The following is a 13788-nucleotide window of genomic DNA, read 5'->3' as shown; positions in this document are numbered from 1 at the left end:
TTGCCTCCGCCGAGCCTGTCGTTATTGTCATACAAGTTTCGGCATCGACGCGATGCGAACGAAAGGGAGCGGGGGATGCGGGGGCGGTTTCGACCACGGACTGGCGGTACGACGGGGGCGACGCTTGCCCCCGCGCGCATGCCGTCGCGCCCCTGATCCCGCATCCCGCCCCCGGCATCCACAGTCTGAAAAGCGCGGAACGACCGCGTAACGGAGAGCGACACATGACCCGATCGATCCTGACCGCCCTGGCGCTGGTGCTCGCCGCACCGGCCACAGCCCAGGACGCTGCGCCCGCCGCCGCCACCGATGGCGGTGCGACCGTCACCGTCCATGGCGACCGGCCCGCCCCGAAGTTCAACAAGCGCATCTTCGGCCAGTTCGCCGAGCATCTCGGCACCGGCGTCTATGGCGGCATCTGGGTCGGCAAGGGCAGCCGCATCCCCAATGTCGACGGCTATCGCAAGGACGTGCTCGACGCGCTTAAGGCGATCCGCACCCCCGTGATCCGCTGGCCGGGCGGTTGCTTCGCCGACGAATATCACTGGCGCGAGGGCATCGGCCCGCAGGCGAAGCGGAAGGTCAAGATCAACACCAACTGGGGCGGCGTGACCGAGGACAATGCGGTCGGCACCCATGAATTCATGAACTATTCGGAGCTGGTCGGCGCCGAACCCTATGTCTCTGGCAATGTCGGCTCGGCCCCGCCGTACGAAATGGCCGAATGGGTCGAGTACATGACGTCGCCGACCGGTTCGAGCCTGGCGAAGGAGCGCGCGGCGAACGGCCGCAAGGCGCCCTGGAAGCTGACGATGTTCGGCCTGGGCAACGAGCTGTGGGGCTGCGGCGGCAGCATGAAGCCCGAATATGCCGCCGACGTCACCCGTCGCTACTCGACCTTCGTCAAGATGCCCGAGGGGCAGCGGGTGATGAAGATCGCCAGCGGCGCCAATTCGGAGGACAATAACTGGACCGAGGTGATGATGCGCGACGCCGCCGGCGCCTTCGACGGCATCGGCGTCCATTATTACACCGTCCCCTATGAATGGTCGAAGAAGGGCGCGGCCACTGGCTTCGACGAGGATGGCTGGGCGCGCACGCTCGCCAAGACGGTGCGGATGGACCGCATCATCACCGACCATTCGCGGATCATGGACAAGTACGATCCGGCCAAGCGGGTCGCGCTGCTCGTCGACGAATGGGGGACCTGGTACGATGTCGAGCCCGGCACCAACCCCGGCTTCCTCTATCAGCAGAACAGCCTGCGCGACGCGCTCGTCACCAGCCTGAACTTCGACATCTTCGCCCGCCACACCGACCGCCTGCGCGGGGCCAACATCGCGCAGATGGTCAACGTGCTCCAGGCGATGATGCTGACCGACGGCGCGCGCATGGTGAAGACGCCGACCTATTGGGTGTTCGACCTGTACAAGGACTATCAGGACGGCACCGTCCTGCCGGTCGACGTCCAGTCGCGCTGGTACAACAAGAACGAGTGGGTGCTGAAGGCGGTCAGCGCCAGTGCGGTGCGCGGCACCGACGGCGCGGTCCATATGGGCCTGACCAATGTCGATCCCAACCAGCCCGCCACGGTCAGCGTCAAGCTGGACGGGGTCGCCGGCAGCACGGTGACCGGCCGGATCATCACCGCCGCAACGATGGATGCGCACAACACCTTCGACGCACCGGACGCGGTGCGCCCGGTCGCGTTCAACGGCGCCGCGCTGTCGGGCGGCACCTTGACCGTCACGCTGCCCGCCAAGTCGGTCGTGATGCTGGACATCCGCTGATGACGCCCGCCCGCCTCTCGCCGCTGTTCCTGCTTCTGCTGGCCGGCGCAGCGGAGGCGGGCGGATCCGGGACCCCGGCAGACGCGCCGCGATGGGACGCGCCCCATCGCGGCAATCCGGTGCTGCCGGGCTATTTCGCCGACCCCTCGATCGTCCACGACGGCGGCCGCTGGTACATCTTCGCGACGATCGATCCCTGGGGCGACGACCGGCTGGGCCTGTGGACGTCCGACAACGGGCGGGACTGGCGCTTCTCGACGCCCGAATGGCCAACCAAGCAGGCCGCGACCGGCCCGACTTCGGGGGGTGCGAAGGTCTGGGCGCCCTCGGTGGTCAAGGCCGCGAACGGCCGCTGGTACATGTACGTGTCGGTCGGCAGCGAGGTGTGGGTCGGCACCGCGCCGTCGCCAGCCGGGCCATGGCGGGACGCCCATGGCGGACGGCCGCTGATCGCGCGCGACTTCGCCCCGCAATACCACATGATCGATGCGGAGGCGTTCGTCGATCGCGACGGCAGCGCCTATCTCTACTGGGGGTCGGGGCTCAACTGGGTCAACGGCCATTGTTTCGCGGTCAGGCTCAAGCCCGACATGGTCAGCTTCGACGGGGAGCCGCGCGACGTCACGCCGGCGCACTATTTCGAGGGTCCCTTCATGGTCCGCGTCGGCGACCGCTATGCGCTGACCTATAGCGACGGGAACACCACCAAGGACACGTACAAGGTCCGCTATGCGATCGGTGATACCCCGCTCGGCCCCTTCCGGGAGGCGGCGAACAGCCCGATCCTCCAGACCGACGCCTCACGCGATGTCATCAGCCCAGGCCATCACGCCGTGTTCCGGTCGGAGGATCGCAGCTACATCCTCTACCACCGCCAGGCGCTGCCCTGGCCCCAGGGGGGCGATGCGGTACTGCGCCAGGTCGCGGTCGATCCGCTGACGCTTCGCCCCGACGGCAGCATCGCCACCGTCACCCCGTCGCACGGCGGCGCGGTGCAGGGCTGGGCGCCCGCGCGCCACGCGGGGTTGCGCTGGACCAGCCCGACGCCCGGCGGCAACGCGGCCGTCGACGACAATTATGCGACGCTCTGGCGCGGTGCCGCGCTCGTCGCCGATCTCGGCCGCCGTCAGCCGGTCCACCGCAGCGAGGTGCGGCCCGAATTCGCCAATCGCGCCTATCGCTTCGGCGTCGAGGCGTCGGACGACGGCAGGGTCTGGCGCGCCCTGGCCCCGGTGGCCGAACGGCAAGGCTCGCCGATTGCGATCAGCCATCCCGCATCGGCGCGGTATCTGCGCCTCGTCTCGCCCGATACGGACGCGGCGCTGTGGGAGTGGGTGATCGAATAGCGGCCGTTGCCCGCCGCCGCCGGACCCGCCATGGGTCGGACAGACAGTGAAGGGCAGAGGCGAGATGGAGCGGATCGACGTGATCGTGGTGGGCGCCGGCCATGGCGGCGCACAGGCGGCGGTCGCGTTGCGCCAGGCGGGGTTCGCCGGGTCGATCCTGATGATCGGCGACGAGCCCGAGCTTCCCTATGAGCGGCCGCCTTTGTCGAAGGACTATCTGGCGGGCGACCGGCCTTTCGAACGTCTGCTGATCCGCCCGGCTCGCTTCTGGGAGGAGCGCGGTATCGCACTGCGCCTCGGCGCGCGCGTCGTCCACGTCGATCCGGCCGGACACAGCGTCACCCTCGATGACGGTACGATGCTCGGCTATCGCCACCTGATCTGGGCGACCGGCGGCGCGCCGCGACGGCTTACCTGTGCCGGGCATGACCTTGCCGGCGTCCATACGCTTCGCACCCGTGCCGATGTCGACAGGCTCGTCGCCGAACTGCCCGCAACCCGCACCGTCGCGGTGATCGGCGGCGGCTATATCGGGCTGGAGGCCGCCGCCTGCCTCACCAAGCTCGGCAAGTCCGTCGTCCTGCTCGAGGCCCTGCCGCGGGTGCTGGCGCGCGTCGCGGGCGAGCCGCTGTCGCGCTTCTACGAGGCGGAGCATCGGGCGCATGGCGTCGACCTGCGGCTCGATGCACAGGTCGCCTGCATCGAAGGCGAGGCCAGGGTAACGGGGGTGCGCCTCGCGGACGGCACGCTGATCCCCGCCGACATGGTGCTGGTCGGGATCGGCATCGTGCCCGCGGTCGCCCCGCTGCTTGCGGCCGGGGCGGCGGGCGGCAACGGCGTGCGCGTCGATGCGCAGTGCCGCACCTCCTTGCCCGACATCTTCGCAATCGGCGACTGCGCGCTCCATGCCAACCGCTTCGCGGACGGTGCGGAGATACGGCTGGAGTCCGTCCAGAACGCCAATGACCAGGCCGGGGTCGCGGCAAAGACGATCGCCGGTGTTGCGGCGCATTACGACGCGGTCCCCTGGTTCTGGTCGAACCAGTATGATCTCAAGCTGCAGACGGTCGGCCTGTCGACCGGGCACGACGAGGCCGTGCTGCGCGGCGATCCGGCAACCCGATCCTTCTCGGTGATCTATCTGAAGGATGGCGCGGTGATCGCGCTCGACTGCGTCAATGCGGTGCGCGACTATGTGCAGGGTCGAAAGCTGGTGGAGGCAGCGGCGATGCCCGACCCGGCCGCGCTTGGCGATCGGGCGATCGAGCTGAAGAGTCTCGTGGCCTGACCGCGAGGGAGGCGCCTTCGCCGCCGAGCCTCGATCGATGGCCGGCTGCGGATACACCGCCGCCCGCCATCGTTACACAGGAGTTCGGGTCCCCGGGGGGTGAAGCTGCATGACCGCGTCCGGCCGCAATCATCCCTGGTGGGAGAGCGGCGTCGTCTATCAGATCTATCCGCGCTCCTTCCAGGACAGCGACGGTGACGGGGTCGGCGATATCGCCGGGATCGCGGCGCGGCTGGATCATGTCGCCTCGCTCGGCATCGACGCGATCTGGCTGTCGCCGATCTTCCCCTCGCCCATGGCCGATTTCGGCTATGACGTGGCCGATTATTGCGGGATCGAGCCGCTGTTCGGGGACTTGGCCGCCTTCGATCGGCTGCTCGCCGCGGTTCACGCGCGCGGGCTGAAGCTGATCCTCGATTTCGTCCCGAACCACTCGTCCGACCGGCATCCCTGGTTCGTCGAGAGCCGGTCGTCGCGCAACGATCCGAAGCGCGACTGGTATATCTGGCGCGATCCGGCACCCGATGGTGGCCCGCCCAACAACTGGATCAGCGATTTCGGCGGCTCGGCCTGGGAATGGGACGAGGCGACCGGCCAATATTATCTCCACGCCTTCCTCAAGGAACAGCCGGACCTCAACTGGCGCAACCCGGAGCTGAAGCGGGCGATGCTCGACGTCATGCGCTTCTGGTTCGATCGCGGCGTCGACGGCTTTCGCATCGACGTGCTCTGGCACATCGTCAAGGCGGAGGGGCTGCCCGACAATCCCGCCAATCCGGACTGGACGCCCGACCGCACCGAGCGCGACCGCGTCATCCAGCGCCACTCCACCGACCAGCCCGAGGCGCACGCCATCTCCGCCGAGATGCGCGCGCTGGCGGACGGCTATGGCGAACGGGTGCTGATCGGCGAGATCTTCCTGCCCAACGATCGTCACGCCCGCTGGTACGGCACGCCCGAACGGCCGCAGGTCCATCTGCCCTTCAACTTCCAGCTGATCGAGAATGACTGGAACGCCGCGACTCTGCGCCGCCTGATCGCCGACTATGAGGCGTCGCTCCCCGATCATGGCTGGCCCAATTGGGTGATCGGCAGCCACGACGCGCCCCGCATCGCCGCGCGCATCGGCGAGGCGCAGGCACGGGTCGCGGCGATGCTGCTGCTGACGCTGCGCGGTACACCCACCCTCTACCAGGGCGACGAGCTCGGCATCGGCCGCGTCGATATTCCCGGGGATCGCGTCCGCGACCCGCAGGATCTGCGCCAGCCCGGCAAGGGCATCGGTCGCGACCGTTCGCGCACGCCCATGCCATGGGACGCCTCGCCCCATGCCGGCTTCAGCACCGTCGAGCCATGGCTGCCGCTCAACCCGGACTGGCCGAGGCGCAACGTCGCGGCGCAGGAGGCGGACCCGCTCTCGATGCTGCACCTCTACCGCCGGTTGCTGGCCCTGCGTCGCGCGCATCCGGCGCTCCATATCGGCGACTTCGCGCTGCTCGACGCGCCCGTTGGCGTGCTCGCCTATGAGCGGAGCGAAGGCGACGAACGGCTGCGCATCCTCCTCAACCTCACCGACCGCCCGGTGACGATCCCATGGAATGGAACGGTGCTGATCTCGACGCTGGACGGACCGACAGAGCCGGGGATGCTCTACCCCAATGAAGGACTGGTGATCGCATGAGGGTCGCGATGCTCGCGCCGATCGCGTGGCGCACCCCGCCGCGCCAGTACGGCCCCTGGGAGCTGGTCACGAGCCTGTTGACCGAAGCCTTGGTCGCCCGCGGCATCGACATCACCCTCTTCGCCACGCAGGACAGTATCACCACCGCGCGGCTGGATGCGGTGGTGCCCGCACCCTATTCGGAAGACCCTTCGGTCGACGCGAAGGTCTGGGAACATCGCCACCTCTCGCACCTGTTCGCACAGGCCGACCGGTTCGACCTCATTCACAATCAGGCGGATTTCCCCGCCCATGCCTTCGCGCCGCTGGTGTCGACGCCGATGGTCACGACCATTCACGGCTTCTCGTCCGACCGCATCCTGCCGATGTACGAACCCTATCAGGACCGCGTCCATTACGTCGCGATCAGCGAGGCCGACCGGCATCCTGCGCTCCGCTATGCCGCGACCATCCACCACGGCATTCCGTTGGAGGATTTCCCCTTCGATCCCGCAGGTTCGGACGACCTGCTCTTCTTCGGCCGCATCCATCCCGACAAGGGTGCAGGCCATGCCATCGCCGCAGCGCGAGCGGCCGGTCGGCGGCTCGACCTCTATGGCATCGTGCAGGACGGGGGCTACCACGAGCGCGAGGTGATGCCGCACCTTTCCGATACGATCCGCTATCACGGCCCGGTCGGCGGCGCGGCGCGGCTGCGGGCGCTGGGCCAGGCCCGCGCGCTCCTCCACCTGATCGACTTCGACGAGCCGTTCGGCCTCTCGGTGGTCGAGGCCATGGCCTGCGGCACCCCCGTCATCGCCACCCGCCGGGGCTCGATGGCCGAGCTGATCGAGGACGGCGTGACCGGCTATCTGATCGATACGCCGGCCGAGGCGGCCGATGCGATCGCCCGCATCGACACGCTCGACCGCGCCGCCTGCCGCGCGCGCGTGGCGGAGCGGTTCAGCGTCGAACGGATGGCGGATGCGTATATCGCGCTGTACCGGCGCATCCTGGGCGGGTGACCGGCGCGGGGCACGTAGCGGCGACAAACTTTCCTCACTCATCGTCGCCCCAGCGCAGGCTGGGGCCTCCGGGTGGAGCGCGGGGCCAGAGCCGATGGAGATCCCGGCGTTCGCCGAAGTGACGGCCGGGGTGTGTTGAAGAGATTTCACGCTCCCAACACCCTTGCCCTCCACCCCGCCACCTGCAAGCCTGCGTCGCCACGACAGGGGATGGGCGGCATGGCGAGGATCGGGCGTTGGGCGCTATGGCTCGGGGCGGCGTTGCTGCTGCTGGTAGCGGCGCTGTTCGCCTGGCACCTCTATGGCGCACGCCCGCGGCTGACGGGAGAGGTCCGTGCGCCCGGCCTCGCCGCATCCGTCGCCATCGCGCGCGACGCCGCCGGCGTCCCCACCATCACCGCTGCCAGCCGCGCCGACGCCGCCTATGCGCTCGGCTATCTTCATGCGCAGGAGCGCTTCTTCGAGATGGACGGGCTGCGCCGTGTCGCCGCCGGCGAGCTGTCGCAACTGTTCGGCGCGGCGACCGTTTACGCGGACCGCGCCGTCCTCGCGCACCGATTCCGCGCCCGCGCCCGCGGCATCGTCGCGCGGATGGCGCCGGCGGAGCGGGCGTTGCTCGACCGCTACGTCGCGGGGGTCAATCGCGGGCTCGGTGATCTGTCCGCCACGCCCTTCGAATATGCGCTGCTCCGCGCCGAGCCCGCGCCCTGGCGTGCGGAGGATACGGTGCTCGCCGTCTTCGCCATGTACCTCAACCTCCAGCCGTCGCTACCCAAGACCGAACTCTTCCGGGCGCGGGCGGCGCGCCGGGGTGGACGGGCCTTCGCCGATCTTCTCTACCCCTCCGCGACCCCGCTCGACGCGCCGATCGACGGCTCGCGTCTGTCCCTGCCGCCGCTGCCGGCACGCTTCGCCCCGCAGGCCGCACCGGGTGTTCCCGCACCCGGCCCGGAGCCGGCGGTGCCGGGCAGCAACAACTGGGCGGTGGCGGGGCGGCTCTCCTCGAGCGGCGGTGCACTCGTCGCCAACGACATGCATCTCGGCATCCGCGTCCCCGGCATGTGGTATCGCGCCCGCATCGTGGTGCGCGGCGAAGGCGGGCCACTCGACATCACCGGGGTGACGCTGCCCGGCACGCCGACGGTCGTCGCGGGCAGCAACGGGCATATCGCCTGGGGATTCACCAACAGCTATATCGACACGGCCGATGCGATCGTGGTGGAGCCCGCACACGGCCGGCCCGGCTGGTATCGGACCGCCCGTGGCGACCAGCCGATCCGCCGCGTCGCCCAGCCCTTCTGCGTCAAGACGGCGTGCCGAACCGTCTCCGTCGAGGAGACGATCTGGGGCCCGATCGTCGCTGTCGACGCCTTTGGCCGCCGCATCGCGATGCGCTGGACCGCGCATGCGCGCGACGCGGTGAAGCTTGCCTCCTTCGTCGCGATGGAGCGCGCCCGGTCGGTCGGCGAGGCCATCGCCATCGCCCATTCCGCCGCGCTGCCCCAGCAGAACCTGATGGTCGGCGATCGTGACGGTCATATCGGCTGGACGGTGATGGGGCAGGTGCCCGCGCGCTTCGGCTATGACGGGCGCGACGCGGTCAGCCTGGCGGACGGGCGGCGGGGCTGGCGCGGCATGCTGCCGCCTCAGGCGATCCCGACCGTCATCGACCCCGCCGACGGGCGGCTCTGGACCGCCAATGCCCGGGTCGTGGGCGGCGCCGCCTATGCTCGGCTGGGTGACGGAGGATACGATACCGGCGCGCGGGCGCTGCGCATCCGCGAGCGGCTGTTCGCCGCCGACCGTTTCACCCCGCGCGACTTCCTGTCCATCCAGCTCGACACCACCAGCCTGCGCAACCGCTGGTGGCAGCAGCGCCTGCTCGCCGAACTGCGCGCCCGGACCGGCGACGCGCGTCTCTCCGCAATGGCCGCGCCGGTCGCGGCCTGGGACGGGCGGGCGGAGACCGGCTCGGTCGGCTATCGCCTGATCGCCGCATTCCGTCAGGCGGCGCTGGCCGATGCCTATGCCCGCTATATGGGCGGCACGCCGGGCTGGCAGGCCAATTACCTGATCCCCGCCAGCGAGGGCGCGCTGCGCCGCCTGCTGACCGAGCAGCCCGCGCATCTGGTGCCGCCGGGCCGGCACGACTGGCGCGGCTTCGTCGATGCGGCGCTCCTGCGCGTGGCGACCGATGTGGAAGAGGCGGGCGGCCTCGACGTCTTCAGCTGGGGCGCGGCATCCCCCGCCGCGGTCCGCCATCCGCTCGCCCGCAATGTGCCGGGGCTCGGCTGGCTGACCGATCCCGCCGATCGCGCCCTGCCCGGCGACAGCGGCGTCGTGCGGGCGCAGGCGCCCGGCTTCGGCGCCAGCGAGCGCTTCGCCGTCTCGCCCGGGCACGAGGGGGAGGGACTGTTCCACATGCCGTCCGGCCAGTCGGGCAATCCCGTCAGTCCCTATTATCTCGCCGGCCATCGCGATTGGGAAGACGGCCGGGCGACGCCGTTTCTGCCCGGACCGGCCAAGTGGCGGATGCGGCTGGTGCCGTAGCCGGGGGAGTTGTCTTCTTCTCGTCACCCCGGGGAACGCCGGGGTGACGGCTGGGCTGATTGATGCCGCTTCGCCTGACCCGCAAAGGCGGGGGCCGGCTGGCCCCCTGGAGCAAGATGATCTGGCGTTGACTCACTTCTGACCGTTCGCCCTGAGCGCAGTCGAAGGGCCCGAGACTCACCCGTCCTTCGACGTCGCCCAGCACGAACGGGTCGATGTGCGGTCATCCAGCTCTAGGCCGCCAGCCGCTCCGCCATCACCGGGCTCAGACCCGCGAGGAACTGGTCGGTGCAGCGCTCCCAGTCGAACAGCCGCCCCGCCGCCGCGCAGGCGGCCCGGTCGCAGGCGAGGGCGCGGGTGACGGCGGCTGCCAGATCCTCGTCCAGCGCGCCGATCGCCGCGTCGGTCACCACATCCACCGGACCCGCCACCGGATAGGCGGCGACGGGCGTGCCGCTCGCCAGCGCCTCGGCCATCACCAGCCCGAACGTGTCGGTGCGACTGGGAAAGACCAGCACATCGGCGCTGCGATAGGCCGCCGCCAGTGGCGGGCCATGCAGAGCCCCCAGGAAGCGCGCCTGCGGGTAGCGCTGCTCCAGCCCGGCCCGCGCCGGGCCGTCGCCGACCACCACCTTGGTGCCTGGCACGTCGAGCGCGAGGAACGCCTCGATATTCTTCTCCGGCGCGACGCGGCCGACATGAAGCAGCACCGGCCCGGCCATCGCCGCGATCTCCGGATGCCGTTCCCCCGCCGGCGTGAAGGACGACAGGTCCACCCCGCGGCCCCAGCGGTGCAGCCGCGCATAGCCGCGCCCGGCCAACTCCTTTTCCAGCGTCGGCGTGGCGACGAAGACCCGTGCGGCCGGGCGGTGGAACCGGTCGAGCGTCGTCCAGAACAGCTCGGCGGGCAGGTGCGTGCGCACCGCCAGATAATCGGCGAAGCGCGTGTGGAACGAGGTGGTAAAGGGCAGGCCCTGGGAGAGGCACCAGCGCCGCGCCGCCCAGCCCAGCGGCCCTTCGGTGGCGATATGCACCGCGTCCGGCATCGCCTCGCCCAGCCGCCGCGCCACCGCGCGGCCGGGGGCGAGCGCCAGCCGGATTTCGCCATAGCCGGGGCAGGGCAGGGTGCGGAAGTCGGACGGGACGATGGTCGTCACGTCGTGCCCGCGCGCGGCGAGCCGCGCGAGGGTGGTGGTCAGCGTGCGGACCACGCCGTTGACCTGCGGCGTCCAGGCGTCGGACACGAGCGCGATACGCATGGGAGCGGGGCCTCGGGTCAGGCCGGGGTCGGCACGGCGACGAGCTTGGCCCGACGCGCGGCGGCCATCGCCTCCATCGCCTCCAGCCGGGCATGCTCCGCCCAGTCGACGATCGACAGCGCGCCGTCGAAATCCTCGACCAGCGCGGTGCAGCTTTCGACCCAGTCGCCGTCATTATAATAGGTGATGGCGCCGAACTGGCGGATCTCGGCGCTATGAATATGCCCGCACACCACGCCCTCGACGCCCTCTTCCGCGGCGGCATGGGCGACGACTTCCTCGAAGCGCGAGATGAAGGCAACCGCGTTCTTGACGCGCTTCTTCATATGCGCAGCGAGCGACCAATAGGGATAGCCGAACAGGCGGCGCACCCGGTTGACCCAGCGGTTGCTCTTCAGCAGCAGCGTGTACGCGCCGTCGCCCAGGAAGGCGAGCCACTTGTGATAGAGGACGACGTTGTCGAACTGGTCGCCATGGATCACGAGCAGCCGGCGGCCGTCGGCGGTGACGTGGATGTCGCGATCGAGCAGTTCGATCCCGCCGAACTCCAGCCCGACATAGTCGCGGAAATGCTCGTCATGGTTGCCGGGGACGTAGATCACGCGGGTGCCGTGCTTCGCCATCTTCAGGATGGCACGGATCACGTCGCTGTGCGCCTGCGGCCAGTACCAGCCCTTGCGCAGCGCCCAGCCATCGACGATGTCGCCGACCAGATACAGCGTCTCGCACTCGTGCTTCTTCAGGAAATCGAGCAGCAGCTCGGCGCTCGACCCGGCCGTGCCGAGATGAGAGTCGGAGACGAAGATGGTGCGGTAGCGCTTGCGCTTGGCCGCCGGGCCGGACGCCTCGTCGTCGCTTTCCAACAGCCATTTGGGCAATTGCGCGACGATGCGGCGCGAAGCATCGGCCGGCTGCTTGCGCGCAACCGGCGAGGATAAAGGCAGCGACGCCATGTCTTTCCCCGTCCCGCGGGCCGGCATGGCCCGTCCTCTGCCCATGGCTGTTAATCGATCATTGCGACTATTCGATGTGGAGCCGGTGACATCTGTGTTGCACCGGGCGGACCACTCGATGAACTGACATGCGGGTGTCGTAGTCTTGTCGTAATTCCGCAATGCATGGCTGCAACATTGGGGTTCCACTCGAAAAGGCTTGTGCAACGTGGCCATGCAGATGAGTACCGCCGGCGTGACCCGCGCCTATGACCGCTGGTCGCCCGTCTACGACCTGGTGTTCGGTGCCGTATTCCGGAAGGGCCGCCGCGCCGCGGTGGCGACGGCGGACCGGATCGGCGGCCGGATCATCGAGGTGGGGGTGGGGACCGGCATCTCGCTGCCGCAATATGCCCGTACCAGCCGGATCACCGCGATCGACCTGTCCGATCCGATGCTCGGCAAGGCGCGCGAGCGGGTGCGGCGGCTGGGCCTGTCCAATGTCGAGGAGATCGCGGTCGGCGATGCCGAGGCGCTGGGCTATGCCGCCAACAGCTTCGACGTGGTGGTCGCGCAATATGTCGTCACCGCCGTGCCCAACCCCGAGCGCGCGCTCGACGAGTTCGTCCGCGTGTGCAAGCCGGGCGGCGAGATCGTGATCGCCACGCGCGAGGGCGCGGGCGAAGGCCTGCGCGGCGCGATCGAGCGGCTGCTGATGCCCGTCACCAGCCGCCTGGGCTTCCGCACCGACTTTCCGTTCAGCCGCTACACCGACTGGGCGGCGACGCGCGACGACGTGACGCTGGTCGAGCACCGGCCGCTTCCGCCGCTGGGCCACTTCTCGCTGGTCCGCTTCGCCAAGACCAAGATTTCCTGAGGGACGATACGATGACGGGTTTTCGCGCGCAGCTCGCCGAACAGCGGTGGGACGATCACCGCTACTATCATCACAGCCTGATCAACCAGAGCCTGCACTTCATCAGTGCCTGCACCTTCCTGGTCGCCTATCTGATCCTGTTCGTCGACCCGGCGGTCGCCAGCCTGCTCGCCTGGGGCGTCGCCATGACCAGCCGTCAGGCCGGGCACTTCTTCTTCGAGCCCAAGGGCTTCGATCACGAGAACGGCGTCAGTCACGAATATAAGGAAGAGATCAAGGTCGGCTATAATCTCTTCCGCAAATATATCCTGATGGGCATCTGGGCGGCGATCCCGGTCGTCCTCGCGATCGAGCCGACGCTGTTCGGCACGCTGATCCGGCCCGACGGGTTCGAGGCCTATCTGCGGCATGTCGGCATCGGCTGGCTGTTCCTCGGCGTCATTGCCATCGCATTCCGCACCACCCAGCTCTTCTTCGTCCGCGACGTGGAGACCGGACTGGTCTGGGCGACCAAGATCGTCACCGAGCCGTTCAGCGACTTCAAGCTGTATCGCGCTGCGCCGATCCGTCTGCTCAAGGGCGAACGCATCGACACCCGCCACGCGGGGTGACGGGCGGGGGGAGTCGTCCGCTCCCCATAGCTGTTGCCGGTGGCGACGGGACCGTTCCACGGTCCTTCCGTCATCCCCGCGCAGGCGGGGATCCATATTCTCTGACGCTTGCGAATGATGCGGAAAGCTGCCGCGCGTCTGGATCCCCGCCTGCGCGGGGATGACGGGAACAAGGCGAGTTTGGTTTTTCCCGATGTCCACCACCGAAGCTGAGGGGCAGTTGGGGACCATCACGGCGCACCACACCTGTGACACTATGTTCGCGCGGAGACGCGGAGAACAGCCCGCGCCCCAGGGAAGCCATAGACCGCGCAGCGGTCCTTCAAAAATCGCGCAGAGGCGCAGAGGACGCAAAGATGAAGGCCGCGCGCCTCTCCCCCGCCGCGATTAACAGGGCGACGACCGCCCCCGGCGAATCCTCTCCGCGCCTCCGCGCCTCCGCGCGAACAA

General features: G+C 69.2%; 10 protein-coding genes. 8 read left to right on the top strand and 2 right to left on the bottom strand.

The window, feature by feature from the left end:
• Nucleotides 1-224: 224 nt before the first annotated feature.
• From IEX18_RS02925 to IEX18_RS02900, 6 genes are all read left to right on the top strand, one after another.
• Nucleotides 225-1790 carry an alpha-N-arabinofuranosidase gene (locus IEX18_RS02925; RefSeq protein WP_188657148.1) on the top strand — a complete coding sequence of 522 codons (1566 nt, stop codon included), beginning with the start codon at nt 225-227 and terminating at the stop codon, nt 1788-1790.
• Entirely contained in the window at nt 1790-3136 is a 1347-nt protein-coding gene (locus tag IEX18_RS02920) for a family 43 glycosylhydrolase (protein ID WP_188657147.1), read from the top strand. The genes IEX18_RS02925 and IEX18_RS02920 overlap by 1 nt, the downstream gene beginning before the upstream one ends.
• A 64-nt stretch (nt 3137-3200) precedes the next feature.
• Nucleotides 3201-4424 (top strand): NAD(P)/FAD-dependent oxidoreductase, encoded by a 1224-nt coding sequence (locus tag IEX18_RS02915; protein WP_188657808.1) that lies wholly within the window; start codon nt 3201-3203, stop codon nt 4422-4424.
• Nucleotides 4425-4533: 109 nt separating this feature from the next.
• On the top strand, nt 4534-6105 hold the full coding sequence (locus tag IEX18_RS02910; protein WP_188657146.1) for an alpha-amylase family glycosyl hydrolase: 1572 nt from the start codon (nt 4534-4536) through the stop codon (nt 6103-6105).
• Complete coding sequence (locus tag IEX18_RS02905) at nt 6102-7109, top strand: glycosyltransferase family 4 protein (RefSeq protein ID WP_188657145.1); 1008 nt, start codon at nt 6102-6104, stop codon at nt 7107-7109. Before IEX18_RS02910 ends, IEX18_RS02905 begins: the two co-directional genes overlap by 4 nt.
• 219 nt (nt 7110-7328) lie before the next feature.
• Nucleotides 7329-9659, top strand: a complete 2331-nt coding sequence (locus IEX18_RS02900) for a penicillin acylase family protein (RefSeq protein WP_188657144.1) — start codon at nt 7329-7331, stop codon at nt 9657-9659.
• 233 nt (nt 9660-9892) lie between these two features.
• On the opposite strand, the gene IEX18_RS02895 is transcribed toward IEX18_RS02900, so the two are convergent.
• Together IEX18_RS02895 and IEX18_RS02890 are read right to left on the bottom strand one after the other, a co-directional pair.
• Complete coding sequence (locus IEX18_RS02895) at nt 9893-10918, bottom strand: glycosyltransferase family 4 protein (protein ID WP_188657143.1); 1026 nt, start codon at nt 10916-10918, stop codon at nt 9893-9895.
• A 17-nt stretch (nt 10919-10935) separates the two neighbouring features.
• Entirely contained in the window at nt 10936-11871 is a 936-nt protein-coding gene (locus tag IEX18_RS02890; protein ID WP_188657142.1) for a UDP-2,3-diacylglucosamine diphosphatase, read from the bottom strand.
• Between the two features lie 214 nt (nt 11872-12085).
• Here IEX18_RS02890 and IEX18_RS02885 point away from each other — a divergent pair, with 214 nt between their 5' ends.
• On the top strand, nt 12086-12727 hold the full coding sequence (locus IEX18_RS02885; protein ID WP_188657141.1) for a class I SAM-dependent methyltransferase: 642 nt from the start codon (nt 12086-12088) through the stop codon (nt 12725-12727).
• Between the two features lie 11 nt (nt 12728-12738).
• Entirely contained in the window at nt 12739-13338 is a 600-nt protein-coding gene (locus IEX18_RS02880) for a hypothetical protein (protein WP_188657140.1), read from the top strand.
• Nucleotides 13339-13788 lie beyond the last annotated feature (450 nt).

Source organism: Sphingomonas metalli, from assembly GCF_014641735.1.
GTDB lineage: Bacteria > Pseudomonadota > Alphaproteobacteria > Sphingomonadales > Sphingomonadaceae > Sphingomonas > Sphingomonas metalli.
Note: the sequence above shows the minus strand (reverse complement) of the source record. Positions and strands in the feature narration are given on the sequence as shown.